The organism is Rhodanobacter sp. Root179 (genome assembly GCF_001428465.1).
GTDB lineage: Bacteria > Pseudomonadota > Gammaproteobacteria > Xanthomonadales > Rhodanobacteraceae > Rhodanobacter.
This window is the reverse complement of record NZ_LMHR01000037.1, coordinates 1-24,484: the sequence shown is the minus strand read 5'-3', so window position 1 is coordinate 24,484 and position 24,484 is coordinate 1. Positions and strand designations below refer to the sequence as shown.

Annotated in this window: 20 protein-coding genes; 10 read left to right on the top strand and 10 right to left on the bottom strand. The window is 67.4% G+C overall.

Annotated features, from left to right (window positions below; translation table 11 throughout):
* Nucleotides 1–88: 88 nt before the first annotated feature.
* Nucleotides 89–721, top strand: coding sequence for a 16S rRNA (guanine(527)-N(7))-methyltransferase RsmG (gene rsmG / locus ASD82_RS01870; protein WP_056714629.1), 633 nt, complete (start codon nucleotides 89–91; stop codon nucleotides 719–721).
* 185 nt (nucleotides 722–906) lie between these two features.
* Here rsmG and ASD82_RS01865 read toward each other — a convergent pair whose 3' ends face one another.
* Nucleotides 907–2,262 carry a GH1 family beta-glucosidase gene (locus tag ASD82_RS01865; RefSeq protein WP_056714626.1) on the bottom strand — a complete coding sequence of 452 codons (1,356 nt, stop codon included), beginning with the start codon at nucleotides 2,260–2,262 and terminating at the stop codon, nucleotides 907–909.
* Nucleotides 2,263–2,393: 131 nt separating this feature from the next.
* Here ASD82_RS01865 and ugpC point away from each other — a divergent pair, with 131 nt between their 5' ends.
* The 5 genes from ugpC to ASD82_RS01840 all read left to right on the top strand — a co-directional run bounded on the left by ugpC (nucleotide 2,394) and on the right by ASD82_RS01840 (nucleotide 6,636).
* Nucleotides 2,394–3,485, top strand: coding sequence for a sn-glycerol-3-phosphate ABC transporter ATP-binding protein UgpC (gene ugpC / locus ASD82_RS01860; protein WP_056714635.1), 1,092 nt, complete (start codon nucleotides 2,394–2,396; stop codon nucleotides 3,483–3,485).
* 78 nt (nucleotides 3,486–3,563) lie between these two features.
* On the top strand, nucleotides 3,564–4,442 hold the full coding sequence (locus ASD82_RS01855) for a ParA family protein (protein ID WP_056714623.1): 879 nt from the start codon (nucleotides 3,564–3,566) through the stop codon (nucleotides 4,440–4,442).
* Nucleotides 4,443–4,445: 3 nt separating this feature from the next.
* The gene (locus ASD82_RS01850) at nucleotides 4,446–5,315 is read left to right on the top strand and encodes a ParB/RepB/Spo0J family partition protein (protein WP_056714620.1); all 870 of its coding nucleotides are present in this window, start codon (nucleotides 4,446–4,448) and stop codon (nucleotides 5,313–5,315) included.
* A 156-nt stretch (nucleotides 5,316–5,471) separates the two neighbouring features.
* Nucleotides 5,472–6,188, top strand: coding sequence for a glycosyltransferase (locus ASD82_RS01845; RefSeq protein ID WP_056714616.1), 717 nt, complete (start codon nucleotides 5,472–5,474; stop codon nucleotides 6,186–6,188).
* Between the two features lie 79 nt (nucleotides 6,189–6,267).
* Nucleotides 6,268–6,636, top strand: coding sequence for a DUF488 domain-containing protein (locus ASD82_RS01840; protein WP_056714614.1), 369 nt, complete (start codon nucleotides 6,268–6,270; stop codon nucleotides 6,634–6,636).
* Between the two features lie 10 nt (nucleotides 6,637–6,646).
* On the opposite strand, the gene ASD82_RS01835 is transcribed toward ASD82_RS01840, so the two are convergent.
* Complete coding sequence (locus ASD82_RS01835) at nucleotides 6,647–7,600, bottom strand: patatin-like phospholipase family protein (RefSeq protein ID WP_056714612.1); 954 nt, start codon at nucleotides 7,598–7,600, stop codon at nucleotides 6,647–6,649.
* 198 nt (nucleotides 7,601–7,798) lie between these two features.
* On the opposite strand from ASD82_RS01835, the gene ASD82_RS01830 reads away from it, so the two are divergent.
* A complete protein-coding gene (locus ASD82_RS01830; protein ID WP_056714609.1) occupies nucleotides 7,799–9,559 on the top strand; it encodes an SLC13 family permease in 1,761 nt (586 codons plus the stop codon).
* Nucleotides 9,560–9,850: 291 nt separating this feature from the next.
* Here the strand turns inward: ASD82_RS01830 and ASD82_RS01825 are convergent, their stop codons facing one another.
* Nucleotides 9,851–10,831: a YafY family protein gene (locus tag ASD82_RS01825; protein ID WP_056714604.1), complete on the bottom strand. Its 981-nt coding sequence runs from the start codon at nucleotides 10,829–10,831 to the stop codon at nucleotides 9,851–9,853.
* Nucleotides 10,832–10,935: 104 nt separating this feature from the next.
* Between ASD82_RS01825 and ASD82_RS01820 the strand changes: the two genes are divergently transcribed.
* Complete coding sequence (locus ASD82_RS01820) at nucleotides 10,936–11,856, top strand: hypothetical protein (RefSeq protein WP_056714602.1); 921 nt, start codon at nucleotides 10,936–10,938, stop codon at nucleotides 11,854–11,856.
* Nucleotides 11,857–11,937: 81 nt separating this feature from the next.
* Nucleotides 11,938–12,744: a DUF481 domain-containing protein gene (locus ASD82_RS01815; protein WP_056714599.1), complete on the top strand. Its 807-nt coding sequence runs from the start codon at nucleotides 11,938–11,940 to the stop codon at nucleotides 12,742–12,744.
* A gap of 73 nt (nucleotides 12,745–12,817) precedes the next feature.
* Here the strand turns inward: ASD82_RS01815 and hemC are convergent, their stop codons facing one another.
* On the bottom strand, nucleotides 12,818–13,732 hold the full coding sequence (hemC, locus tag ASD82_RS01810) for a hydroxymethylbilane synthase (RefSeq protein ID WP_056714594.1): 915 nt from the start codon (nucleotides 13,730–13,732) through the stop codon (nucleotides 12,818–12,820).
* 133 nt (nucleotides 13,733–13,865) lie between these two features.
* On the opposite strand from hemC, the gene ASD82_RS01805 reads away from it, so the two are divergent.
* Nucleotides 13,866–14,621: a Bax inhibitor-1/YccA family protein gene (locus ASD82_RS01805; RefSeq protein WP_056714591.1), complete on the top strand. Its 756-nt coding sequence runs from the start codon at nucleotides 13,866–13,868 to the stop codon at nucleotides 14,619–14,621.
* Between the two features lie 62 nt (nucleotides 14,622–14,683).
* On the opposite strand, the gene tkt is transcribed toward ASD82_RS01805, so the two are convergent.
* The 6 genes from tkt to zwf all read right to left on the bottom strand — a co-directional run bounded on the left by tkt (nucleotide 14,684) and on the right by zwf (nucleotide 23,534).
* Complete coding sequence (gene tkt / locus ASD82_RS01800) at nucleotides 14,684–16,732, bottom strand: transketolase (RefSeq protein WP_056714632.1); 2,049 nt, start codon at nucleotides 16,730–16,732, stop codon at nucleotides 14,684–14,686.
* A 150-nt stretch (nucleotides 16,733–16,882) separates the two neighbouring features.
* On the bottom strand, nucleotides 16,883–18,529 hold the full coding sequence (pgm, locus tag ASD82_RS01795) for a phosphoglucomutase (alpha-D-glucose-1,6-bisphosphate-dependent) (protein ID WP_056714589.1): 1,647 nt from the start codon (nucleotides 18,527–18,529) through the stop codon (nucleotides 16,883–16,885).
* 94 nt (nucleotides 18,530–18,623) lie between these two features.
* A complete protein-coding gene (gene pgi, locus ASD82_RS01790; RefSeq protein WP_056714586.1) occupies nucleotides 18,624–20,276 on the bottom strand; it encodes a glucose-6-phosphate isomerase in 1,653 nt (550 codons plus the stop codon).
* Nucleotides 20,273–21,376 (bottom strand): transaldolase, encoded by a 1,104-nt coding sequence (gene tal / locus ASD82_RS01785; protein WP_056714583.1) that lies wholly within the window; start codon nucleotides 21,374–21,376, stop codon nucleotides 20,273–20,275. The genes pgi and tal overlap by 4 nt, the downstream gene beginning before the upstream one ends.
* Nucleotides 21,377–21,393: 17 nt before the next feature.
* The gene (locus ASD82_RS01780; RefSeq protein ID WP_056714580.1) at nucleotides 21,394–22,134 is read right to left on the bottom strand and encodes an HAD family hydrolase; all 741 of its coding nucleotides are present in this window, start codon (nucleotides 22,132–22,134) and stop codon (nucleotides 21,394–21,396) included.
* Nucleotides 22,128–23,534 (bottom strand): glucose-6-phosphate dehydrogenase, encoded by a 1,407-nt coding sequence (zwf, locus tag ASD82_RS01775; RefSeq protein ID WP_056714577.1) that lies wholly within the window; start codon nucleotides 23,532–23,534, stop codon nucleotides 22,128–22,130. The genes ASD82_RS01780 and zwf overlap by 7 nt, the downstream gene beginning before the upstream one ends.
* Between the last annotated feature and the right edge of the window lie 950 nt (nucleotides 23,535–24,484).

Sequence of the window (24,484 nt, the reverse complement as noted above, 5' to 3'; positions counted from 1 at the left end):
CCCGCCACGGCGGGTTTTTCTTTGGGCGGGGCTGGCAAGCGCGGCAGCGGCCGCCGATACTTTGCGGCCCCATGTGACGAGTGAACCGATGACCAGCCGCGACGCCCTGCAGGCACGACTCGAACAAGGCATCGCCACGCTTGGCCTGTCGTTGCCGCCCGAGGCGGTGCCGCGCCTGCTGGATTACCAGGCCTTGCTGCAGCGCTGGAACGCGGCGTACAACCTCACCGCGGTGCGCGATCCGGACGAGATGATCACCCGCCACCTGCTCGATTCGCTGGCGATCCTGCCGTACGTGCAGGGCCAGACCCTGGCCGATCTCGGCACCGGTCCGGGCCTGCCCGGCATCGTGCTGGCGATTGCCGCCCCCGGTCGGCAGATCCTGCTGGTGGATTCGAACGGCAAGAAGGTGCGCTTCCTGCGCGAGGCGATCCGTTCGCTGAAACTGGAAGGCGTGCGCGCCGAACAGTCGCGGGTGGAGGACGTCGAAGGCCAGTTCGACTGCGTCACCGCGCGGGCCTTTGCCAGCCTCGCCGACATGCTGGGCTGGGGCGGTCATCTGCTGGCCCCCGACGGGATCTGGCTGGCGATGAAGGGCAAGCTGCCGGATGACGAGTTGCCGGGCATTCCGCCGGGTTTCGCGCTGCGCGGCACGCACGAGTTGACGGTGCCGGGCCTGCCGGCCGAACGCCACTTGCTGGTGCTGGCCCGCGGCGCCTAACCGAAACCACCCCCGTGACCAGTCCGCTGATCCCTTCCCCCGCATGCGGGGGAAGGTGCCCGAAGGGCGGATGGGGGTGCGCGCGGCGCAGCCACGCTCCGAGCAGCGAAAAGCAAAAGCACTACCCCATCAGCCCTTCGGGCAGCTTCCCCTGCGGGGCAGGGGAAGCGAAAGCTTCCGATGGGTCAGTCGTCCAGCACGGCGCCGTTGCTCTCGATCACCCGGGCATACAGTTTCGCGGTGGCCTTGGGCGTGCGCTGCTGGGTGGCGAAGTCGACGTGGTAGAGCCCGAAGCGTTTGGAGAAACCCAGCGACCATTCGAGGTTGTCCAGCAGCGACCACGCGTAGTAGCCCTTGAGGTTCACCCCGGCCCCGATCGCCTTGTGCAGCGCCTTGAGGTGCTTGCGCAGGTAGTTCGTGCGCAGCGGGTCGTCCAGCTCGCCGTTCTCGGCCACCGGCGGGTCGTAGAACGCGGAACCGTTCTCGGTGATGTACAGCGGGATGTCGCCGTAGCGATCCTTGAACCAGGTCAGCGTGTCGGTCAGGCCCTGCTCGAACACCTCCCAGCCGGTCTCGGTATAGGTCTTGTTCGGCTGGCGCACCGGCACCGCCTTCAGCGGGTAGGCGTTCGCGTCGTGCTTCACCACGGCGCGGGTGTAGTAGTTGATGCCGACGAAGTCGACCTTCTGGTTCGTCAGCTTGAAATCGTCTTCGGGAAAGTCCGGCCAGGCGTCGCCGAAGATCTCCTTCAGCTCGGGCGGATAACGGCCCAGCAGGGCGGGGTCGGCGAACTGCTCGTTCATGTAGGCATGCGCGCGGCGGGTGGCGGCCAGATCCTCGGCGCTGTCGCTGTGCGGGTATTTCGGCTCGATGTTGAACACCACGCCGATCTCGTGCCTGCCATGGGCGCGATAGGCCTGGATGCCGGCGCCGCTGGCGCGCATCAGGTTGTGCGTGGCGATCGGCGCTTCGTACTTGTTGCGGTGGCCCGGTGCCAGTGCACCGTGCAGGTAGCCGCCGTCGGTGACCACCCAGGGTTCGTTGAGCGTGGCCCAGCGCGGCACGCGGTCGTCCAGCGCCTTGAACATCACTTCGGCGTACTCGGCGAACCAGTGCGCGATGTCGCGGTTGAGCCAGCCGCCGCGGTCGTCCAGCGCCGCCGGCAGGTCCCAGTGGAACAGCGTGGCGTTCGGCACGATGCCGTTTTCCAGCAGTTCGTCGACCAGCCGCGAGTAGAAATCCAGTCCCTGCGGATTGACCCGGCCGGTGCCCTCGGGCAGCACCCGCGCCCAGTTGATGCTGAAGCGATAGCCCTTGAGGCCCAGCGCCTTCATCAGCTGCACGTCGCCCTTGTAGCGGCGGTAGTGGTCGCAGGCGACGTCGCCGGTGTCGCCGTTCACCATCATCCCCGGCGTGTGGGCGAAGCGCTGCCAGATGCTGGGGCCGGCGCCATCGGCCAGCGGCGAACCCTCGATCTGGTAGGCCGACGTGGCGGCACCCCAGTGGAAGCCGTCGGGAAATCGGAAACTGGGGCGTGTCATCGGGGTTCCTGCAATCAAAGTGCTTGATGTAAACGATTACATGGGCAGAATAGCCGAATGCCCCGCCGATGTGCAGACCAGCGCATGCTTCGTCGGGACGGCCATCGTGGCCACCCGCACCGGAGATGCCGATGGCCGCCGTACAACTGGATCAGTTGCGCAAGGTCTACCCCAACGGCCACGTCGGCGTGGCGGGCGCCAGTTTCGAGATCGCCGACGGTGAACTGCTGGTGCTGGTGGGGCCGTCCGGCTGCGGCAAGACCACCCTGCTCAGGATGATCGCCGGCCTGGAAACGATCAGCGACGGCACCCTGGCGATCGACGGCCGCGTGGTCAACGACGTCGCGCCCAAGGATCGCGACATCGCGATGGTGTTCCAGAACTACGCGCTCTATCCGCACATGACGGTGGCCGAGAACCTGGGCTTCGGCCTGAAACTGCGCGGCCACAGGCAGGCCGACATCGACGGCCGCGTGGCGGCCGCGGCGAAGACGCTGGAGCTGGAGAGCCGACTGGCCTCGCGCCCCGGCGCGCTGTCCGGCGGCCAGCGCCAGCGTGTGGCGCTGGGCCGGGCGCTGGTGCGCGATCCCAAGGTGTTCCTGCTGGACGAGCCGCTGTCCAACCTCGACGCCAAGCTGCGCCTGTCGATGCGGGTGGAGATCGCCCGGCTGCATCGCCAGCTCAAGGCCACCATGGTCTACGTCACCCACGACCAGATCGAGGCGATGACCCTGGGCCAGCGCATCGTGGTGCTCGATGGCGGCGTGATCCAGCAGATCGACACGCCGATGAACCTGTATGACAAGCCGGCCAACCTGTTCGTGGCCGGTTTCGTGGGCAGCCCGGCGATGAACCTGCTGCATGGCACCCTGCAGCGGCAGGACGGCTGGAAGCTGGTCACCGGTCAGGGCGGGATCGCACTGGGCGAACCGCCGCAGGCGTCCGCGTGGGAGGCGTGGCGCGATCGTGCGGTGGTGCTGGGCGTCCGCCCGGAGGACCTGCAGCCGCAACCGTCCGGCACGGCCGCCCTCACCGCGCAGCTCGAAGTGGTCGAGCCGGTCGGCAACGAGGTCTTCCTCAACCTGCGCTACGGCAGCCAGCCGCTGGTCTCCCGCGTGGCGCCGCGAGCCCTGCCCGAACCCGGCAGCGCGGTGCCGTTGGGCCTGGCGAGCGAGCGGCTGCACCTGTTCGATGCGGACAGCGGCCGGCGCATCGTGGCGTGAGCCAGGCGCCGGGCGGGCAGGCAAGCCGCGGCGGCAATGCTAATCTAGCCGTCCTTCGCGAACGGTAGCTATCCATCCATGGCCCGCATCATCGCTGTCGCCAACCAGAAAGGTGGTGTCGGCAAGACCACCACGGCCGTCAACCTCGCCGCGGCGCTGGCTGCGGCGAAGCGCAAGGTATTGCTGATCGATCTCGATCCGCAGGGCAATGCCACCATGGCCTCGGGCGTCAACAAGCGCGACATCCAGGCCAGCGGATGCGAAGTGCTGCTGGAGGAAGTGCCGCTGGCCGCCGCGATCGTGTCCACCGATGCGCATTACGACCTGCTGCCGGGCAATGGCGACCTCACCGCCGCCGAGCTGAAGCTGATGGATGCGCTGGCCCGCGAGCATCGGCTGAAGGAACTGCTGGCCACGGTGACGGACAACTACCACACCATCCTGATCGACTGCCCGCCCTCGCTGAACCTGCTGACTCTGAATGCGCTGACCGCCGCCGACGGCGTGCTGATCCCGGTGCAATGCGAATATTTCGCGCTGGAAGGGCTCTCCAGCCTGCTCGACACGGTCAAGGCGGTGCGCCACCGGCTGAACCCGAAGCTGGAGATCGAAGGCTTGCTGCGCACCATGTACGACGTGCGCAACAACCTCGGCAACGAAGTGTCGGCCCAGCTCACCCAGCATTTCGGCGACAAGGTGCTGCGTTCGATCATCCCCCGCAACGTGCGCCTGGCCGAGGCGCCCAGCCACGGCCAGCCGATCCATCTGTACGATCGCAGCTCGCGCGGCGCGATCGCCTATATTGGCCTGGCCGGCGAAGTGATCCGACGTGAGCGCGGGCTGCCGCGCAGCGGGCCGGTCGATCCGGTGGACGACATCGAACCGCCGGCGGCAGTATCCGCGCACGGCGACAGCGGCCCGGTGCTCAAGGCGCCGGCCGCCAACCATCAGGAATAAGGCATGGCTGCTGCGAAAAAACGTGGATTGGGACGCGGGCTCGACGCCCTGCTCGGCGGCGACGGCGATGCCGCACCGTCGGTACTGGCGCAGGAAGGCGAGCTGCGCATGCTGCCGATCCAGCAGATCCAGGCCGGCAAGTACCAGCCGCGTCGGCACTGGAACGACGAGGCGCTGGACGAACTGGCCGCCTCGATCAAGGCCCAGGGCCTGATCCAGCCGGTGGTGGTGCGCGAGCTGGGCAAGCACAGCTACGAGCTGATCGCCGGCGAGCGCCGCTGGCGCGCGGCCCAGCGCGCCCAGATGAGCGAGATCCCCGCGCTGATCAAGCAGGTCTCCGAGGCGGCCGTGCCGGCGATGGCGCTGATCGAGAACATCCAGCGCCAGGACCTCACCCCGCTGGAAGAAGCCGACGCGCTGAAGCGGCTGATCGACGATTTCGAGCTCACCCACCAGCAGGCCGCCGATGCGGTCGGCCGCTCGCGGGCTTCGGTGTCGAACATGCTGCGGCTGACCGAGATGCCCGAGGCGATCAAGCGCCTGCTCGACGAAGGCAAGCTGGAAATGGGCCACGCCCGCTGCCTGCTGACGCTGGAGGAATCCATCGCCGTGCCGCTGGCGCGCCAGGCCTCGACGCTGGGCTGGTCGGTGCGCGAACTGGAGGAAGCCGCCCGCCGCGCGCAGACCGCGCCCAAGGGCAAGGCCAGGAACGCGCCCGCGACCGACCCGAACATCAGCGCGCTGGAACGCGAGCTGGGCGAGCGCTTCGCCACCCGCGTCGAGCTGGCCCAGGGCCGTGGCGGCCGCGGCAAGCTGGTGATCCACTACCACAGCAACGACGAGCTCGACGGCATCCTCGGCAAGATCCGCTGAGGGGCAGGAACGAGTGGAGAGGAGTGAGAAACGAGAGAAAGCATCCGTTTGCGGGGTGCCGGCTCTCTCTCGTTTCTCACTCCTCTCCACTCACTCCTCGCTCCAACCTCCTCGCTCCAACGCTTCACGTTCACGTAAATAGTCAGGGCCTTCCCCATGCCGCAACTCTCCGTCGTCGTCCCCGTCTTCAACGAGCGCGACAACATTCCGCCGCTGCTGGCCGAGATCGCCGCCGCCCTGCGCGGCCAGGTCGACTACGAGGTCATCTACATCGATGACGATTCCAGCGACGACAGTCGCGCGGTGCTGGCGGCGCAGAAGGCGAGCCATCCGGAACTGCGCGTGCTGCACCACGTCACCCGCAGCGGCCAGAGCACGGCGGTGTGGAACGGCGTGCGCGCGGCGCAGTCGCCGTGGATCGCCACGCTGGACGGCGACGGCCAGAACGATCCGGCCGACATCCCGAAACTGCTGGCCGCCCGCGATGCGGCGCCGGCCGAAACGCGGCTGTTCGCCGGCTGGCGCACCACCCGCCGCGACAGCTTCAACAAGCGGATCTCCTCGAAGATCGCCAACGCGGTGCGCTCGCGCATGCTGCGTGACGCCACCCCGGACACCGGCTGCGGCCTGAAGCTGTTCGAGCGCGAGGTGTTCCTGCGCCTGCCCTACTTCGACCACATGCACCGCTACCTGCCGGCGCTGGTCAAGCGTGCCGGTTTCGCCGCCCAGAGCGTGCCGGTCGGCCATCGTCCGCGCACCGCCGGCGTGTCCAAGTACGGCATGCTGGACCGGTTGTGGGTGGGCCTGGCCGACCTGCGCGGCGTGGCCTGGCTGATGCGTCGCGGCAAGGTGACCAGGGTCGAGGAACTCTGATCCAGGTCACGTCGCCGGGTCCGGATGCTCGTATGCTGGGTGGTGTCCTCGGCTGATCCGGAGCATCGGGAGACCGCCCATGAGCATTGCCGTCAAACGCGTCTACGAGCCGGCCGCGACCACCGATGGCTACCGCGTGCTGATCGATCGCCTGTGGCCGCGCGGCCTGAAGAAGGACGCGGTGCCGCTGGACCTGTGGGCGAAGGAACTGGCGCCGTCGACCGCGTTGCGCCAGTGGTTCGGGCACGATCCCGCGTTGTGGGACGGCTTCCGCCATCGCTACGCCAGCGAACTGGACAAGCTCGCCGAACACTGGCAACCGCTGGCGCAGCGCGCCAGCCGGCACAAGCTCACCCTGCTGTACGGCGCACGCGACGAGGAACACAACAACGCGGTGGCGCTGAAGGCCTATCTGGAAAACTGGCTGCACTCGCACGGACCGCGCTGAGCCGCGCCCGTCACGCCTCGCGTTGCGGCGTGCCCGCCCGCGGCCAGCTGGCCAGCGCGGCGCGGGCCTGCAGCCGGCCCATCTCGATCAGTTCGCGCGCCCGGTAGAACTCGTAGGCGCTGGCGATGTTGCGCGGCAACTCGATCAGCAGGTCCGGCTCGTAGGCGGCCAGGCGCAGCCGCGCCAGGTTGGCCTGCATCAGGTCCATCGATTGGGTCAGCAGGTCGAGCGTGCCAGGCACCGGCGGGTGGCTCTCGCCATGCGGAATCATCCGGCTGATGAAGTCGCCGATGCGCTGGCGGTAGCCTGATGACGCGTTCGCGTCGCGGATCGGCGGTTCCGGTGGCGTGCTGGTCACGGCCGCGCCGTCGACACTGACGGCGATCGTGTAGTCGGCGTTCTCGCGGATCAGCGGAGTCACCGGCACCGGATTGAGCAGGGCGCCGTCGACCAGCCGGTGACCGTCGATCAGGTGCGGGCGAAACACGGTGGGAATGGCGATCGAGGCGCGGATCGCGTCGAACAGGCAGCCTCGGCTGAGCCAGACCTCGCGGCCCCGTTCGATGTCGGTGGCCACGGCGGTGAACGCCAGCGGCAGCTCCTCGATCTGCACGTCGCCGATCAGTCCGCGCATCGTCTCGATGATCTTCTCGCCCTTGATCAGTCCGCCGCCGGTGAAGGTCCAGTCGACCAGCCTGAGCACGTCGAGCTTGGCCAGCGCGCAGACCCAGTCGCGATAGACCTCCAGCTTGCCGCTGGCATGGATGCCGCCGATCAGGGCGCCCATCGAGGTGCCGGCGATCGCCACGATCCGGTAGCCCTGCGCCTCGATTTCCTCGATCACGCCGATGTGCGCCAGCCCCTTGGCGCCACCGGCCCCGAGCGCCAGCGCCACCGTCGGCCCGAGTGGCGCGGCGGGCAGGTCCGGCGTGGTGGAAGAAGGCGCGGGTTGATGTGCTTTCATGGCAGGCATTCAATCACGAAATGCAGGCGTTGCCGTTGGCAGGCTGCATCGACCGCGAGCGAGGGTGGTGGTGGCTGGTTAGTATGATCAGGGCTGCGGCACCTGGCTGGCGGCAACGAACATGGAATCGTGCATGGCTCTTTCATCACCCGCTTCTGCCCGAAAGCCCAGCCGCGTGCGCGGGCCGGAGCTTGCTGCGTGAACTGGCAGGCCTGGGCGACCGTGGCGGTGATCGCGCTGGCGATGGCGCTGTTCGCCAGCGAGAAGCTGCGCATCGACCTGGTCGCCTTGCTGGTGCTGGCGACCCTGGTGATCCTCGGCATCGTTACGCCGGTGGAAGCGCTCAGCGGCTTCAGCAACGAGGCCACGGTGACGGTGGCGGCGATGTTCGCGCTGAGCCTGGGCATCGAGCGTTCCGGCGCGCTGGAACCGCTGAGCCGCTGGCTGATGCGGATCAGGCGCCCCTGGCTGCTGACCCTGGCGCTGATGCTGGCGATCGCGCCGCTGGGCGCCTTCGTCAAGAACATCGCCCTGGTCGCCACCTTCCTGCCGCTGGCGCTGCGCGTGTGCCAGCGCACGCATACGCCGCCGGGCCGCGTACTGATGCCGATGGCCTACGCCGCGCAGATGGGTGGCGTGTGCACCCTGATCGGTACCTCGTCCAACCTGCTCGCCGACACGCTGGCGCAGAAGCACGGCATGGCGGCGTTCGGCGTGTTCGAGTTCACCCGCATGGGCGTGATCCTCGCCGTGGTCGGCATCCTCTATCTGATGCTGGTCGGGCGCTGGCTGCTGCCGCGCCACATCGATGCGGAGATGCCGGAGCAGGAAGACATCGGGAAATACGTCACCGAGCTGGAGGTGACCGAGCAGTCGTCGCTGGTCGGCGGCAGCATCGCCGATGCGAAGCTGGGCGAGCGTTATGGCGTCTACCCGCTGGAGCTGCTGCGGGGCGAGAAGCGCATGTGGTCGCCGCGCAGCCAGGAGATCGCCGTGGGCGACGTGCTGCTGGTCCGCGGCGACTGGGAAAAGATCGAGGAATTCCAGCGCCGTACCGGCCTGCGCAACGCACCGGACCGGCGTTATGCCAAGGGCGACGACCGCTCGCGGGTGATGGTGGAGCTGATGGTGGCGCCGGCCAGCCCGATGGAAAGCCGGCGGCTCGACGAGACCGGCCTGAACTGGCGCTATGACGCGGTCGCCCTGGCCATCCACCGGCGCGGCCAGCTGTTGCGCGACAAGCTCAGCGACGTCAGCCTCGCGGTAGGTGACGTGCTGCTGGTGCTGGTGGACGACGACGCCCTGTCGAACCTGCGCAACGACGAGGCCTTCATCGTGCTGAGCGAGCGCGAGGAAACGCATCGCACGCCGCGCAAGGCGTTCTACGCGGCCGCCATCATGGCCGGCGTGGTGGTGGCCTCGGGCCTGCACTGGCTGCCGATTCCGATCGCGGCGATCTGCGGCGCCATCGCCATGGCGCTGACCGGCTGCTTCGGCCGCAAGGATGTCTACGAAGGCATCGACTGGAAGATCATCATCCTGCTCGGTGCGATCCTGCCCCTGGGCATCGCCATCGAGCGCAGCGGCCTGTCGCAGGAACTGGTGCAGATGGGCCTGGGCGTGGTCGGCGAACACGGCCCGCTGGCCGCCCTGCTGATGGTCTATCTGCTCACCGCCCTGCTCACCGAGCTGATGGGACACAACCCCTCGGTGGTGCTGATGGTGGGCATCGCGGTGTCGGTCGCCCACGCGATGAAGGTGGACCCCCGGCCATTCGTGGTGGCGGTGGCGTTCGCCGCGGCGACGTCATTCGCCACCCCGGTCGGCTATCCCACCAACACCATGGTCTATTACGCCGGCGGCTATCGCTTCACCGACTTCATGAAGGTGGGTATCCCGCTGATCCTGATCTTCTGCGCGCTGTCGATGTGGCTGATTCCGAAGTTCTGGCCGTTTTAATAGAGCTAAAGCGCTTCTTTGCGTTTGCTCCCTCTCCCCGCAAGGGGGAGGCCGCTTCAACAAAGCAAAGCGCATTTCGCGTTTGCTCCCTCTCCCTCCGGGAGAGGGTTGGGGAGAGGGCCCCCCCCGCCTGGAGCCAGCATCGAAGCCGGCTTCGATCAAGTTTCGTCGTACACCGGCCCTCACCTCAATCCTCTCCCCCGAGGGGGAGAGGAGGCAAACGTGCCGTGCGGGAGTCGCTTCATCGTGCATCCGGGTTGTGCGAATGCCACCGAGGAGTGGTAGCGCCAGTCATGGCTGGGCGTATCCGCCCAATGCCAGCTGCAGCAGGATCTTCATCTCCTCGCGCAGTGACATGGGCGTCACGATCTCCGCATCCGGGCCGTACTTGAGCACGTCCATCAGCAGCTCTTTCGAGTTGGAGTAGGGCAGCTTCAGTTCGTAGCGGCCGTCGGGCAGCCATTCGCCCTTCTGCTGCGAGTGCCAGTGTTCGTCGGCGACCCAGCGTGCCGCGTGCGACGAGAAGCGGATGGTGGCCCAGGCCTTGGGCTTGCCCGCGAAGATGCCGTAGCTGGAGGCGAGCAGTTCGTTGAGGTCGCTGTCGGGGACGTCGATGGCGGCGCTGTCCAGCGCGTGCGCCTCGGCCATGCGGTCGACGGCGAAGCTGCGCAGCGCCTCGCGGTCGTGATCCCACACGTCCAGGTACCAGTTGTCGCGGTAATGGGTCAGCCGCTGCGGCGACACCGTGCGGCGGCTGTCGGCATTGGTGGTGCGCGCGCGATAGCGGAAGCGCAGCTGCTGGCGCTGCAGCACCGCGCCGGCCACCGTGCGGAACACCTGCTGGTCGAGCTTGCGCTCGCCCCAGGGAATCACCCTGATCCGCTCGATCGGCAACGCCTTGCCGTTGTCGTGGTTGGAAAGCAGGCCCTCGATGCGCGACTTGAACGGCGCCAGTGCGCCGGCCAGCACGCCGGGGCCGGAGCGGCCGATCAGCTCGTTCAGCGCCAGCAGGGCGGCCAGCTCGTCGGAGGTCAGCCACAGGCCGGGCAGTTCGAACTTCTCGCCTTCACCCAGCTCGTAGCGGAATGCGGCGGCCTGGTCGTTGCCGCCGCTTTCGATCGGCGCGCGCAATGCATCGCGCAGGAAGGCCACGTCGCGGTACAGCGTGGCACGCGAACATTCCAGTTCGTCGAGCAGGCGCGGCAGCGGTATCGGGTAGTGCGCCGACTTCAGCAGCCGGTGCAGGGTCAGTATGCGTTCGTAGCGATCCATGGGGCGTCGGCGTTTCGTCGATGGCAGGCCTTGTGTAGCATGGAGGCGGCCTGCGTTGCTCACAAGTCGCCGCCGGCACGGTCGAAACCAGCATCGGATGCCTCATGTCGCCCAGCCGCGAATTGCCGACAGACGTCACCAGCACGCACGACCGCTCCCATGCCGGGACGACGCGATCCAGTTACGCCGAGATCCTGCTGCGCGTGCTGGCGGTCAGCGGCTACGGCTTGTGGATCTGGCTGGGCATGGGCCTGACCCTGGGCATGAACCAGATCGGCAACGGCGCGATGCAGATGCCGCTGGTGCTGGGCACGGCGCTGGTGTGCGCGGGCCTGGCCCTGGGCGGCTTGCGTCTTTCGGCGAACACCGCGTGGTACGGCGGGCCGCCGGCGGAACGCCGCTGGCCCAAACGGGCGGCGTGGATGGCGCTGGCCTGCTTCCTGCCCGTGCTGTTGCTGCTGGTGCTGGGTGACGGGCACGGACACGTGTTGTCGATGCGCATGGCCGGGGTCGCCCTGCTGCTGTGCAGCCTGGTCAGCCTGGTGCACAGCGCGTACCGCTTCCGCAGCCAGCTTTCACCCGACCTGCAGCGGATGTCCTCCTCCCTGCCGGTCAGCCGGCTGGTCACCGCCTGGTATGGCGGCGGCCTGTGGCTGTGGTTGTGCGTGATGATGCAGGGCGGGCCAGGCCCCGACGGCGCCTATCCGTGGATCCTGCTGTTGCTGGCGCTGGCCCTGCTGCTGGGCCTGCTCGAAGGCATGCGCTGGCAGTCGTTGGCGCCGGCCCAGGGCAGCGACCATGACCTGTACGTCCAGCACCTGTCGTTGCCCCGCGTCGCCGCCGCGCTGCTGATCTACGTGCTGCCCTGCGCGGCCCTGTTGTTCACCGACCGATTCGGCGGCGGGCTGCTGGCGTCCGCGCTGGCCGTTCCCAGTTGCCTGCTCGGCAAGATGATCGAGCAGCATGTCTATGAAACGGCCCTGGCGCGGGGGCTTCCCGCCAGCGGAATGAATCCGTTCCCGTGATTTTCCGGAACGTTCATTGGCAGTTCAAACCGCCACGTTAAGGTAGCGGCCTTACCATCTTTTAACAAATGGATCGCCCCGATGAAAAAGACCCTGATCGCCGGCCTGCTGCTGGCCGCCTTCTCGAGCTTCGCCGTCCAGGCCCAGGATACCGACACCCAGGCCGCCAACGGCGGCTGGAGTGGCTCGGGCGAATTCGGTTTCGCCTCGTCCACCGGCAATTCGCGCTCGGAGAACATCAACGCCAAGCTCGGCCTGAGCCAGGAAAACGAGCAGTGGAAGAACAACTTCTTCGTCGACGCGCTGCGCTCGAAGAGCCAGCAGACCCTGGTCGACACCGACGGCAACACGATCAAGCAGTTCAACACCACCGCGAACCGTTATGACGGCGGCGCCTCGGTCGGCCTCAAGCTCGATCCGCGCAGCTACATCGTGGGCGCCGCGCGCTACGAGCACGACGACTTCGGCGCCAACCTGTGGCAGGGCATCGTCTCGCTGGGTTACGGCTACATCGCGCTGAAGGACGGCCGCAACGAGCTGTCGTTCGAAATCGGCCCCGGTTACAAGCGCTACCGCCCGGCCGACGTGGATGTGGTGGTGGACGGTGCGGTGGTGCACCAGCAGCAGCCGACCGAAAGCGAAATGGTCGGCCGCGGCCTGATCAACTACAAGTTCAAGCTCACCGAGAACACCGCGTTCGAGGATACCTTCCTGATGGAAGCGGGCTCCAAGAACACCTACCTGCAGAACGACGCGGGCCTCGCCGTCAGCATGACCAAGAAGCTGGCGCTGAAGGTGGGTTTCCAGCTCCGCCACAACAGCGACGTGCTGCCCGGCACCAAGAAAACCGACACGCTGACCACGACGAACCTGGTTTACAGTTTCTGAGGGAAGAGCGGAAACAGGGAACGGGGAACGGGAAGAGCGCGAAGCTCAGAGTCCTTGTTCCCCTTTCCCGCTTCTACCCCAGCATCTCGCCCGCGCCCTGCGCCAGCAGGGCTTCGGCTACCTGCCGACCCAGTGACTCCGCCTGTTCCACGGGGCTGCTTGCTTCGGCATGCAGCAGGCGGCCGCTGCTCGCGTCACCGACCAGTCCGCGCAGGTGCAGGCCGTGTTCGCCGAGCATGCACCACGCACCCACCGGCACCGTGCAACTGCCGCCCAGCGCATGGTTCATCGCGCGCTCGGCGGTGACGGTGAGGCGGGTGTCGGCGTCGTCCAGCGCGGCCAGCAAGGCGAGCACGGCCGGCTGGTCGCCGCGTGCCTCGATCGCGATCGCCGCCTGGCCCGGTGCCGGCAGCCAGTCCGGCGCGGCCAGTCGCGAACGGATGCGCGCGGCCAGGCCCAGTCGTTCCAGCCCGGCGCAGGCCAGCACGATCGCGTCGTAGTCGCCGGCGTCGAGCTTGCCCAGTCGCGTGCCCACGTTGCCGCGCAGATCCAGCAGCTGAAGATCCGGCCGCAACGCCCGCAATTGCGCCTGCCGGCGCAGCGAGGAAGTGCCCACCCGGGCGCCCTGGGGCAGTGACGCCAGCTCGGCGTGGTCGTTGCTGACGAAGGCATCCGCCGCGTCCGCGCGGGGCAGGATCGCCGGCAGCACGAAGCCGGGTTCCAGTTCCGCCGGCACGTCCTTCAGGGAATGCACGGCCAGATCCGCGCGGCCTTCCAGCATCGCCACTTCCAGTTCCTTCAGGAACAGCCCCTTGCCGCCGATCGTGGCCAGCGGCTTGTCCAGGATCTCGTCGCCGCGCGTGCTCATCGGCACCAGCTCCACCGTCAGCCCCGGGTGCGTCGTGCGCAGCAGCGCGGCGACGTGCTCGGCCTGCCACAGCGCGAGCGCGCTCTTGCGGGTGGCGATACGCAGGGTGGAAGGATTCATCAGGGCTCCACGAGGTTCAACGAGCGCTCATTGTCGCGTAGTTTCCGCGCCGCGGCGCAACGGCGAATTGGCGCAGGAGGCTGCAAAACCGCGATGGACCGGGCTAGGATGGGGGAAACCTCGGGAGCAGATCATGCAAAGCGGCAATCCGGCGCTCAACAAGAACACCTTCCTCGACGCCGCCAGCGGCGCCGTGGTCACCCGCAGCGACGACGCGATGACGATCAACGGCACGGTCAACAAGACCGGGCTGCTGTTATTGCTGGTACTGGTGGGTGCGTTCGTCAGCTGGAGCCGCTTCAGCGGCCCGGACAGCCTGCCCACGATCATGCCGCTGGTGCTTGGCGGCTGCATCGGCGGCCTGGTGCTCGGCCTGGTCACCGTGTTCAAGAAGACCTGGGCGCCTTACACCGCGCCGCTGTACGCGGTGGCCGAAGGCCTGTTCATCGGTGCGCTGTCGGCGATCTTCGAGATGCGTTATCCGGGCATCGTGATCCAGGCGGTGGGACTGACCTTCGGCACCATGGCGGCGATGCTGCTGGCCTACCGCAGCGGCCTGATCCGCGCCACCGAGAAGTTCAAGCTCGGCGTGGTCGCCGCCACCGGCGGCATCATGCTGTTGTACCTGGCCAACTTCGCGATGGGTTTCTTCGGCCATTCGATGGGCTTCATCAATGGCAGCAGCATGCTGGGCATCGGCTTCAGCGCCGTGGTGGTGGTGATCGCCGCGATGAACCTGATCCTCGACTTCGACCTGATCGAAACCGGTGCCCAGTCCGGCGCACCGAAGTACATGGAGTGGTACGGCGCGTTTGCGCTGGTGGTCACCCTGGTCTGGCTGTACCTGGAACTGCTGCGCCTGCTGTCGAAATTGCAGTCGCGCAACTGAGCATCTGAAACAACGAGGCCGACGGATCGCTGCGATCCGCCGGCCTCGTCGTGTCCGCGGGTCTATTTGCCCAGCAGCGCCTTTGCCCGCTTCACCACGTTGTCGACGGTGAAGCCGAATTCCTGCAGCAGCTTTTCCGCCGGCGCGGAGGCGCCGAAGTGGTCGATGCCGAGCACGTCGCCGCGCTCGCCCACGTAGCGCAGCCAGCCTTGCGTGGCGCCCATTTCCACGGCCAGCCTGGCGCCCACGTCCGGTGGCAGCACCACGTCGCGGTAGCTTTGCGGCTGCGCGTCGAACAGCTCCCAGCTGGGCATCGAAACGCAGCGCACGGACACGCCGCCCGCCTGCAACTTGTCCGCGGCAGCCAGGATCAGGCTGACTTCCGAGCCGCTGGCGATGAGGATCAACGCCGGCTTGCCGTCGGCGGCGTCGCGCAGGTTATAGGCGCCATGACGCAAACCCTCGGCGCCGGCATGTTGCGTGCGGTCCAGCGTCGGCACTTTCTGCCGGGTCAGCGCCAGCGCCACCGGATGCTTCTTCGAGCTCACCGCGACGCGCCAGGCCTCGGCCGTCTCGTTGGCGTCGGCGGGACGGATCACGGTGAGGTTGGGGATCGCCCGCAGGCTGGCCAGCTGTTCGATCGGCTGGTGGGTGGGGCCGTCCTCGCCCAGCGCCACGCTGTCGTGGGTGAACACGTGCACCACGTGCAGCCCCATCAGCGCGGCCAGCCGGATCGCCGGGCGCATGTAGTCGGAGAAGATCAGGAAGGTGGCGTCGAACGGGATGAAGCCGCCATGCGCGGCCAGGCCGTTGCTGATCGCGGCCATCGCGTGTTCGCGCACGCCGTAGTGGAAGTTGCGCCCGGCGCGGCTCCAGCCGCCGCCGTCGGAGCCTTCGGTGTCTTCGCCCGGGGTGACCGCCGGGTTGAAATCGCCCAAGCCCTTCAGCGCGGTGAAGGTGGACGGATCGAGGTCGGCCGAACCGCCGCACAGCGCCGGCAGTTTCTTCGCGAACGCGTTCATCACCTGGCCGCCGGCCACGCGGGTGGCCAGGCCTTTCGGGTCGGCGGGGAACGGCGGGATGTCCGCGTCCCAGCCCTGCGGCAGCTCGCCACCAAGGCGGTCGCGCAACTCCCTGGCCAGCTCGGGGAAGGCCGCCGCGTAGGCGCTCATCCGCCCGTCCCAGTCCGACTGGGCTTTCGCCCCACGCTCGAGCGCCTCGCGCATGTGCGCCAGCGCGGGCTCGGGCACCAGGAAGTCCGGTTCCACCGGCCAGCCGAGCTTCTGCTTGGTCTTCTTCACGTCCTCCACGCCCAGCGGCGAGCCGTGCGCCTTGTAGCTGTCCTGTTCGGGCGAGCCGTAGCCGATGTGCGTGCGCACCAGGATCAGCGACGGGCGGCTGGTGTCCTCGCGGGCGGCGCGCAGGGCGGCATGGATCGCGTCCACGTCGTTGCCGTCGTCGACATGGATGGTCTGCCAGCCATACGCGTCGAAGCGTGCGCCCCGATCTTCCGAGAACGTCATGTCGGTGCCGGCCGAGAGCGTCACGTAGTTATCGTCGTACAGGCAGATCAGCTTGCCCAGCTTGAGATGGCCGGCCAGCGACGCGGCCTCGCTGGCCACGCCTTCCATCAGGTCGCCGTCGCTGACGATGGCGTAGGTGTGGTGGTCGATGATGCGATGGCCTTCGCGGTTGTAGGTCGCCGCCAGCTGCGCCTCGCCCAGCGCCATGCCCACCGCATTGGCCAGGCCCTGGCCGAGCGGCCCGGTGGTGACTTCGACGCCGGGCGTATGGCCGTACTCGGGATGGCCGGGCGTCTTGCTGCCCCACTGGCGGAACTGCCTGATGTCGTCCAGCGACACGTCGTAGCCGCTGGCGAACAGCAGGCTGTACAGCAGCGCCGAGCCGTGGCCGGCGGAAAGCACGAAACGGTCGCGGTCGGCCCAGTGCGGATCGGCCGGGTGGAACTTCATGTGCCGCGTCCACAGCACATAGGCCATCGGCGCCGCGCCCAGCGGCAGCCCGGGGTGGCCGCTGTCGGCCTTCTGCACCATGTCCACCGACAGGAAGCGAAGCATGTTGATGCATTGCTGGTCGAGGTCGTGGGACATGATGTTCTCCAGTGTGGGGGAATGGTGCGAGGCAACCACCGTCATTCCCGCAAAAGCGGGGATCCAGTGCCTCTCCCTGTCGGCGGCCTTGAGGTCACTGGATTCCCGCTTTCGCGGGAATGACGTCGCCCAGAAGACCCAAGCCCACGATCAGGCGAGCGCGGCGTCGACGATCTTCTGTGCCTCGTCGAGCAGGCTCTTGAGGTGTTCTTCGCTCTTGAAGCTTTCCGCGTAAATCTTGTAAATCGCCTCGGTGCCGGACGGCCGGGCGGCGAACCAGCCGTTGGCGGCGACCGCCTTGATGCCGCCGATCGCCGCACCGTTGCCCGGCGCCTTGTCCAGTACCTGCTCGATCTTCTCGCCGGCGAGCTGGTCGCTCTTCAGCTGGTCGGGCGACAGCTTCGACAGCTTCGCCTTCTGCGCGGGCGTGGCCGCTGCCTCGAGACGGTTCGCGTACGGTCGGCCCAGCTCGCCGGTGAGCCGGTCAAACAGCTCGCCCGGGTCGCGGCCTTCGCGGGCGGTGATCTCGGCGGACAACAGCGCCGGCACCAGGCCGTCCTTGTCGGTGGTCCACACCGAACCGTCGTGGCGCAGCAGCGAGGCGCCCGCGCTTTCCTCGCAGCCGAAGCCCAGCGCGCCGTCGAACAGTCCTTCGGAGAACCACTTGAAGCCCACCGGTACCTCGTACAACTGGCGCCCCAGCCGCTTCACCACGCGATCGATCAGCGCGGTGGTGACCACGGTCTTGCCCACGGCGGCGTTGCTGCTCCACTGCGGGCGGTGGCGGTACAGGTAGTCGATCAGCACCGACAGGTAATGGTTCGGCTCCATCAGGCCGCTGGAGCGGGTGACCACGCCGTGGCGGTCGTGGTCGGTGTCGCAGGCGAACGCCACGTCGTACTGGTTCTTCAATCCGATCAGCCGCTGCATCGCGTACTTCGACGACGGGTCCATGCGGATCTTGCCGTCCCAGTCCACGCTCATGAAGGCGAACTGCGGATCAACCACCTCGCTGACCACGGTGAGGTCGAGCTTGTAACGCTCGGCGATCGGCGCCCAGTAATGCACGCCGGCGCCACCCAGCGGGTCGACGCCCATGTGCACGCCGGCGCTGCGGATGATGTCGAAGTCGATGATGCTGGCGAGGTCGGCGACGTAGCTGTTGAGGTAGTCGTGATCGTGCGTGGTCGCTGCCTTGCGCGCCTGCGCGAACGGCATGCGCTTCACGTCCTTCAGGCCGGCTTCGATCAACGCGTTGGCGCGGTTCTCCACCCACTTGGTGATGTCGGTGTCGGCCGGGCCGCCGTTGGTCGGGTTGTACTTGAAGCCGCCGTTGTCGGGCGGGTTGTGCGACGGCGTGATCACGATGCCGTCGGCCAGTCCCGTGGTGCGACCACGGTTGTAGACCAGGATCGCGTGCGAGATCGCCGGCGTGGGCGTGAACTCGCCGCCGCTGGAGACCATCACGTCCACGCCGTTCGCCGCCAGCACTTCCAGCGCGCTCTCGAACGCCGGCTGCGACAGCGCATGGGTGTCCGCGCCGATGAACAGCGGGCCGTCGATGCCTTTGGACTTGCGGTACTCGCAGATCGCCTGGCTGATCGCCAGGATGTGCCACTCGTTGAAACTGCCGTCGAGCGAGCTGCCCCGATGACCCGAGGTGCCGAACGCCACGCGCTGCGCGGGCACCGACGGATCGGGCCGGGTGTCGGCGTAGGCGGCGAGCAGTTTCGCCACGTCGACCAGGATCGACTGCGGTGCCGGCTTGCCGGCGAGGGGGCTGATCTTCTGGCTCATGGGTTCTCTGGAGTGATGCGACGGGTGGGCGTATTTCGCAGGAGCGCACGCTGTCCGAAGGGAGTCCCTCGTGGACAGCGTGCGCTCCGTACCGTCAGGGATGACCGTCGCGCAGCTGCCGGTAGCGACGGATCAGGGTATTGGTGGAGCTGTCGTGATCCAGTGAGGGCTCGTCCTTCGCGATCAGTTCGGCGATGGTGGTTTTTGCCAGCTGCTTGCCCAGCTCCACGCCCCACTGGTCGAACGAATCGATGTCCCAGATCACGCCCTGCACGAACACGCTGTGCTCGTACAGCGCGATCAGCGTGCCCAGGCTGTGCGGCGTCAGCTTCGCGGCGAGGATCGTGCTGCTGGGGCGATTGCCCTCGAACGTGCGATGCGCCACCAGGGCCTCGGCCGTGCCTTCGGCGCGCACTTCGTCGGCGGTCTTGCCGAACGCCAGCGCCTCGCCCTGGGCGATCAGGTTGGCCATCAGCAGATCGTGCTGGTCGCCGCCGCCCTGGGCGGGGATCGGGTTCAGGGTCTGGCCGAAACCGATGAAGTCGCACGGCACGATGTGGGTGCCCTGGTGGATCAGCTGGTAGAACGAATGCTGGCCGTTGGTGCCCGGCTCGCCCCAGTAGATCGGTCCGGTGGCGTAGTCGACGGCCGCGCCGTCCAGCGTCACATGCTTGCCGTTGCTCTCCATCGTCAGTTGCTGCAGGTAGGCGGGAAAGCGCTTCAGGTATTGCTCGTACGGCAGCACCGCCACCGTGGCGGCGCCCAGGAAGTTGGCGTTCCAGACGCCCAGCAGGCCCATGATCGCCGGCAGGTTGTGCTGCAGCGGGGTGTGCCGGAAATGCTCGTCCATCGCGTGGAAGCCGGCCAGCATCTCGCGGAAACCGTGCGCGCCGATCGCCAGCATGGTCGACAGGCCGATCGCCGAATCCATCGAATAGCGCCCGCCGACCCAGTCCCAGAAGCCGAACATGTTGGCGGTGTCGATGCCGAACTTCGCCACGCCTTCGGCGTTGGTGGAGACCGCCACGAAGTGCTTCGCCACCGCGCTTTCCTCGCCCAGCGCCGCCACGCTCCACGCGCGCGCCGCGTGCGCGTTGGTCAGGGTTTCCAGCGTGGTGAAGGTCTTCGAGCAGACGATGAACAGGGTCTCGGCCGGGTCCAGGTCGCGCACCGCTTCGGCGAAGTCGGTGCCGTCGACGTTGGAGACGAAGCGGAACGTCATGTCGCGTCGGCTGTAATCGCGCAGCGCTTCGTAGGCCATCACCGGGCCCAGGTCCGAGCCGCCGATGCCGATGCTGATCACGTTGCGGATCGGCTTGCCGCTGTGGCCCTTCCACGCGCCGCTGCGCACCTGTTCCGAGAACGCGGCCATGCGGTCGAGCACGGCGTGCACGTCCGCCACCACGTCGTGGCCGTCGACCAGGATCTGCTCGCCCCGTGGCGCGCGCAGCGCCGCGTGCAGCACGGCGCGATCCTCGGTGGTATTGATTTTGCGCCCGCTGAACATCGCCTCGATGCGCTGCGGCAGCTGGCGGGCGCCGGCCAGTTCGCACAGCAGGCGCAGCGTGTCGGCGTCCACGCGCTGCTTGGAGTAGTCGAGGTACAAGCCCACCGCCTCGACGGTCAGCGCCTCGCCGCGTTTCGGATCGGCGACGAAAAGCTCGCGCAGGTGCTTGCCGCCGATGTCCTGGAAATGCCGCTGCAAGGCCTGCCACTGCGGCAGGCGGGTAAGTGTGCCCTGGCTCATTTCAGCGCCGGCCCCTGGGACTTCTCGGCCAGCTGGCGGGCCTTCTCGGCGATGCCGTCGAGCAGGTGGTGCCACGACTTGACGAAGGCTTCGGCGCCTTCGCGCTGCAGCGTGAGTGCCAGCTGCTCGATGTCCACGCCGGCCGCACTGATGCGCGCGAGCACCGCGTCGGCATCACCGCCGTCCACGTCCATCACCCCGTGCAGCTGGCCGTGGTCGGCGAACGCGTGCAGGGTCTTCTCCGGCATCGTGTTGATCGTCTCCGGCGCGGCGAAGGCGCTGATGTACAGCGTGTCGGATGCGTTGGGATCCTTGGTGCCGGTGCTGGCCCACAGCAGCCGCTGCGGCATCGCGCCGGCGTCGGCCAGCTTCTGCCAGCGCGGCGAGGCCAGCATCTGCCGGTAGGCGCGATAGGTCTGCTGGCCCACCGCGATGCCCAGCTTGTTGTGCAACTCGTCGGGCAGCTGCTTGTTGCTGGCCACGTCCCAGCGGCTGATGAACAGCGAGGCGACCGAGCCCACCCTGGGGTCCAGTCCGGCCTGCAGGCGGCGCTCGATGCCGCGCATGTAGGCCTCGCTCACGGCCTCGTACTGGGCGCAGGAGAACAGCAGGGTCACGTTGATCGGAATGCCCAGGAAGATCGCTTCCTCGATCGCCGGCACGCCTTCGGGCGTGCCGGGAATCTTCACGAACAGGTTGTCGCGCCGCCCCTTGTGGTGGATGTGGCGGGCTGCGGCGATCGAGCCGGCGGTGTCGGCGGCCAGCAGCGGCGAGACCTCCATCGAGACCCAGCCATCCACCTGGCCGGTCGACTCGAACACCGGCTGGAACAGGTCGGCCGCGCGGCGCAGGTCTTCCAGCGCCAGCTCGGTGAACAGCGCCTCGCCCTGCATGCCCACCAGCGACTTGGCGTGGATGCCCGCGTCGTAGGCGTCGCCGCCGCTGATCGCCGCGTCGAAGATGCTGGGGTTGGAGGTCAGTCCGGTGATCGAATCCTCTTCGATGTAGCGCGCCAGCGTGCCGTCATCGAGCAGGGTGCGGGTGATGTTGTCCAGCCACAGGCTCTGGCCGAGGTCGTGCAATTGGCGGGTCGCTTTCATGCTTGCTCCATGTCGCTTCACGACGGGTTTCGGGGGGAGGTTCCATCAGCTGCCAGGGCGATGACCGGAGCCGCCGGCAGAAAGTCATCAAGCTTACGCCCGCGCAGATCGCCGATGCGAGCGATCGTGATGTCCGGCGCGGGGTCGATCGTTTCGGTGGCGGCCGCGGCGGCGTAATGCCCCTGGCGCACGAAGACGGTAGTCAGCCGATGACCCATCCGCTGCTTCATGGCGGCCAGGACCTGCGGCTTGTCGTCCACCATCACGTAATGCGCGGCGGGGTAGCGTTGCTGCATCGCCACCAGCATCTGCTGCTTGTGCACGTACACCAGCACCTCGCCGCGCAGCGCCTGCCACAGCCCGGCGCGCTGGATCTTGCGCGGCTGGAACACCACGTCGCCGTCGGACAGGATCACCGTGGTGCCCAGCGTGCGCAGGTGCGCCACGGTGTCCAGCGCATGCGGATAGAGCCGGGTGGCGAACGGGTATTCGAGCAGGTAGTTCGACATCTGCAGCAGCGAGGGTTCGTTGTCCAGCCCGCTGCGGAAACGCTGCAGCGCGCCCAGGTAGTCGGCCACGCCGCCGAGCTGGCGCAGCTCTTCGTAGATCGCCCAGTAGCGTTCGCGCTCGGCCTCGCCGAAGGCCGCGTCCAGGGTGTCGCTGAGGTCGCGGCCGAAGCGGTCGTTGTCGAGCAGGGTGTTGTCCACGTCCAGCAGGAACACCACGGCGGCGGATTCGGAGGTGCGGTCGGTCAACATGGCGTGCTCTGCTCCGGTCGGGTGTCGTGCCAGCCCTCATCATCGCTGACGATGGCGGCTGCCGCATCCGGGCCCCAGCTGCCCGGTTCATAGAACGCCACCGGCCCCTCATGGGCCAGCACCTGGTCGACCACCGCCCACGCTGCCTCGACGCATTCGTCGCTGGTGAATAGCCCGTTGTCGCCGCGGATCGCATCGCCCAGCAGGCGTTCGTACGGCGACTTCTCCGGTCCGGAATCGTGCCGCGCCACCAGCTCCACCGCCTCGCCCCGCATCTCCTCGCCCGGCTTCTTCACCCGCATGCCTTCGGCGATCACCACCTCCGGGCTGAGCCGGAAGCGGAAGTAGTTCGACTGCGGCGCGCCGATCGGGTCGAACACCGACAGCGGCGGCGTCTTCATGTCCACCAGCACCTGGGTGGTGGTCAGCGGCAACCGCTTGCCGGCGCGGATGTAGAACGGCACGCCGGCCCAGCGCCAGGTGTCGATGTGCAGGCACAGCGCCACGAAGGTCTCCACGTTGGAATCCGCGGCCACGCCCTCCACCTGCCGGTAGCCGTTGAACTGGCCGCGCACCACCTCGGCCGGGTCCAGCGGACGCATCGCCCGGAACAGCCGCAGCTTCTCCGCGCGCAGGGCATCGGGGTCGTTGCCGATCGGCGCATCCATCGCCAGCAGCGAGGTCACCTGCAGCAGGTGGTTCTGCAGCACGTCGCGGATCGCGCCCACGCCCTCGTAGAAGCCGCCGCGGCCGTCCACGCCGAACTCCTCGGCCATGGTGATCTGTACGCGGTCCACGTAACGGTTGTTCCACACCGGCTCCAGCACGGTGTTGGCAAAACGGAAGTACAGCAGGTTCTGCACCGGCTCCTTGCCCAGGTAATGATCGATGCGGAAGATCGCCGACTCCGGAAACACCTGGTGCAGGGTCCGGTTGAGCGCGCGGGCCGAGGCCAGGTCGCGGCCGAACGGCTTCTCCACCACGATCCGCGCATCGTCGGCGCAGCCGGCCTGCTTGAGCCCCTTCGCCACCACCCCGAACAGGCTGGGCGGAATGGCCAGGTAGTGCAGCGGCCGCTTCGCCTCGCCCAGCGCCTGCTTCAGGGCGGTGAACGTTGCCGCGTCGTTGTAATCGCCATCGACATAACGCAGGCACGCCGACAGCTTCTTGAACGCGGCCTCGTCCAGCTCGCCGCCGTCATGCTTCGCCGCCTCGACCAGGCTATCGTGGGCGCGCTGCCGCAGCTGCTCCACGTCCCAGCCCGAATGCGCCACGCCGATGATCGGCAGATCCAGCCCGTCGCGCGTCATCATCGCCAGCAGGGCGGGAAAGATCTTCTTGTAGGCGAGGTCACCGGTGGCGCCGAAAAAGACCAAGGCATCCGAACGAGGGGTCGGCATGAGGCGAATTTCTCCATGAGGGGGCGCAGCATCCCGGGCCTCGGGCGGTACGCGTGACAACGGTGCTGGCGCGCTGGTGCACCACCTTCGCACCGAAGACCAAATCTACCCGCAAAGCCTGCACGCCAACAGGTTAAGTTGATGCATAAGATGCGCACCCATCCGGTCGAGACCGCCGCATGAACTTGCATCCTTGAAGATCGGCAGGGGTAGCCGGATGCCCAACCACGCAGCGCAACCATTCACCCCGCAGCGTAGGAGAAACGCGTGAACGCCCAGCTCAACAGCCCGATAGACGCTCCGAGCAATAGAGCGAAGATGTTCATAGGCTCTAACGCTGGAGTTAAGCGGCGGCGGAGCCGTCCCCCTCAAACTTGATGCTACGTGACGTACCGCGAGGCTGGATGACCCAACCGCAGTCGCTGTAGCCGCCACCGTTTGCCGCTGAGCGCGCGGGCCGCACACTTAGGGTGATTCTCTCTTTTGCCTTGAGGCTTGCGTGAAAAGGCTGCGACCGGCACTTCTGTGTATTTGGGATGCTAGGAGCATCGCCGATTGGACCGATAAATTGATTGGAACTGACCAGAATTGTATACGTCCCCGGCGTAACGAAAACGCACGCGGCTTGGCCCCCGGAGAGGGTAACGCTGTAATTGGGGATGGAACCGCCGAGCTTGGTGTAAACGCCGACTGTACTGGGATGACCATTCATTGAGCCATCGTCTTCGCGGCGCTCGAAGCACAACTGGGACGTTAAGCCTGAAAGGCCGCCAAATGGCGTGGAAGTTGATTCGCGCGCTGGCAGTAATGCTAGCGCCGCTGTGAAAATTAAGGTTGCGAGCATCCTACGCTCCTCGACGCCTAACGCTTGAACTGAGCGGCGGCGCAGCCGGAGTGTTCCTACGCAAAAGTGGACACCGGTGGGTTAGCCGCCTTGGGCCTCGAACTCG

What these genes read in the sequence shown, in the direction of transcription:
- rsmG (WP_056714629.1), top strand. Translation starts at nt 89, where the DNA reads ATGACCAGCCGCGACGCCCTGCAGGCACGACTCGAACAAGGCATCGCC.
- ASD82_RS01865 (WP_056714626.1), bottom strand. Translation starts at nt 2,262, where the DNA reads ATGACACGCCCCAGTTTCCGATTTCCCGACGGCTTCCACTGGGGTGCC.
- ugpC (WP_056714635.1), top strand. Translation starts at nt 2,394, where the DNA reads ATGGCCGCCGTACAACTGGATCAGTTGCGCAAGGTCTACCCCAACGGC.
- ASD82_RS01855 (WP_056714623.1), top strand. Translation starts at nt 3,564, where the DNA reads ATGGCCCGCATCATCGCTGTCGCCAACCAGAAAGGTGGTGTCGGCAAG.
- ASD82_RS01850 (WP_056714620.1), top strand. Translation starts at nt 4,446, where the DNA reads ATGGCTGCTGCGAAAAAACGTGGATTGGGACGCGGGCTCGACGCCCTG.
- ASD82_RS01845 (WP_056714616.1), top strand. Translation starts at nt 5,472, where the DNA reads ATGCCGCAACTCTCCGTCGTCGTCCCCGTCTTCAACGAGCGCGACAAC.
- ASD82_RS01840 (WP_056714614.1), top strand. Translation starts at nt 6,268, where the DNA reads ATGAGCATTGCCGTCAAACGCGTCTACGAGCCGGCCGCGACCACCGAT.
- ASD82_RS01835 (WP_056714612.1), bottom strand. Translation starts at nt 7,600, where the DNA reads ATGAAAGCACATCAACCCGCGCCTTCTTCCACCACGCCGGACCTGCCC.
- ASD82_RS01825 (WP_056714604.1), bottom strand. Translation starts at nt 10,831, where the DNA reads ATGGATCGCTACGAACGCATACTGACCCTGCACCGGCTGCTGAAGTCG.
- ASD82_RS01820 (WP_056714602.1), top strand. Translation starts at nt 10,936, where the DNA reads ATGTCGCCCAGCCGCGAATTGCCGACAGACGTCACCAGCACGCACGAC.
- ASD82_RS01815 (WP_056714599.1), top strand. Translation starts at nt 11,938, where the DNA reads ATGAAAAAGACCCTGATCGCCGGCCTGCTGCTGGCCGCCTTCTCGAGC.
- hemC (WP_056714594.1), bottom strand. Translation starts at nt 13,732, where the DNA reads ATGAATCCTTCCACCCTGCGTATCGCCACCCGCAAGAGCGCGCTCGCG.
- ASD82_RS01805 (WP_056714591.1), top strand. Translation starts at nt 13,866, where the DNA reads ATGCAAAGCGGCAATCCGGCGCTCAACAAGAACACCTTCCTCGACGCC.
- tkt (WP_056714632.1), bottom strand. Translation starts at nt 16,732, where the DNA reads ATGTCCCACGACCTCGACCAGCAATGCATCAACATGCTTCGCTTCCTG.
- pgm (WP_056714589.1), bottom strand. Translation starts at nt 18,529, where the DNA reads ATGAGCCAGAAGATCAGCCCCCTCGCCGGCAAGCCGGCACCGCAGTCG.
- pgi (WP_056714586.1), bottom strand. Translation starts at nt 20,276, where the DNA reads ATGAGCCAGGGCACACTTACCCGCCTGCCGCAGTGGCAGGCCTTGCAG.
- tal (WP_056714583.1), bottom strand. Translation starts at nt 21,376, where the DNA reads ATGAAAGCGACCCGCCAATTGCACGACCTCGGCCAGAGCCTGTGGCTG.
- ASD82_RS01780 (WP_056714580.1), bottom strand. Translation starts at nt 22,134, where the DNA reads ATGTTGACCGACCGCACCTCCGAATCCGCCGCCGTGGTGTTCCTGCTG.
- zwf (WP_056714577.1), bottom strand. Translation starts at nt 23,534, where the DNA reads ATGCCGACCCCTCGTTCGGATGCCTTGGTCTTTTTCGGCGCCACCGGT.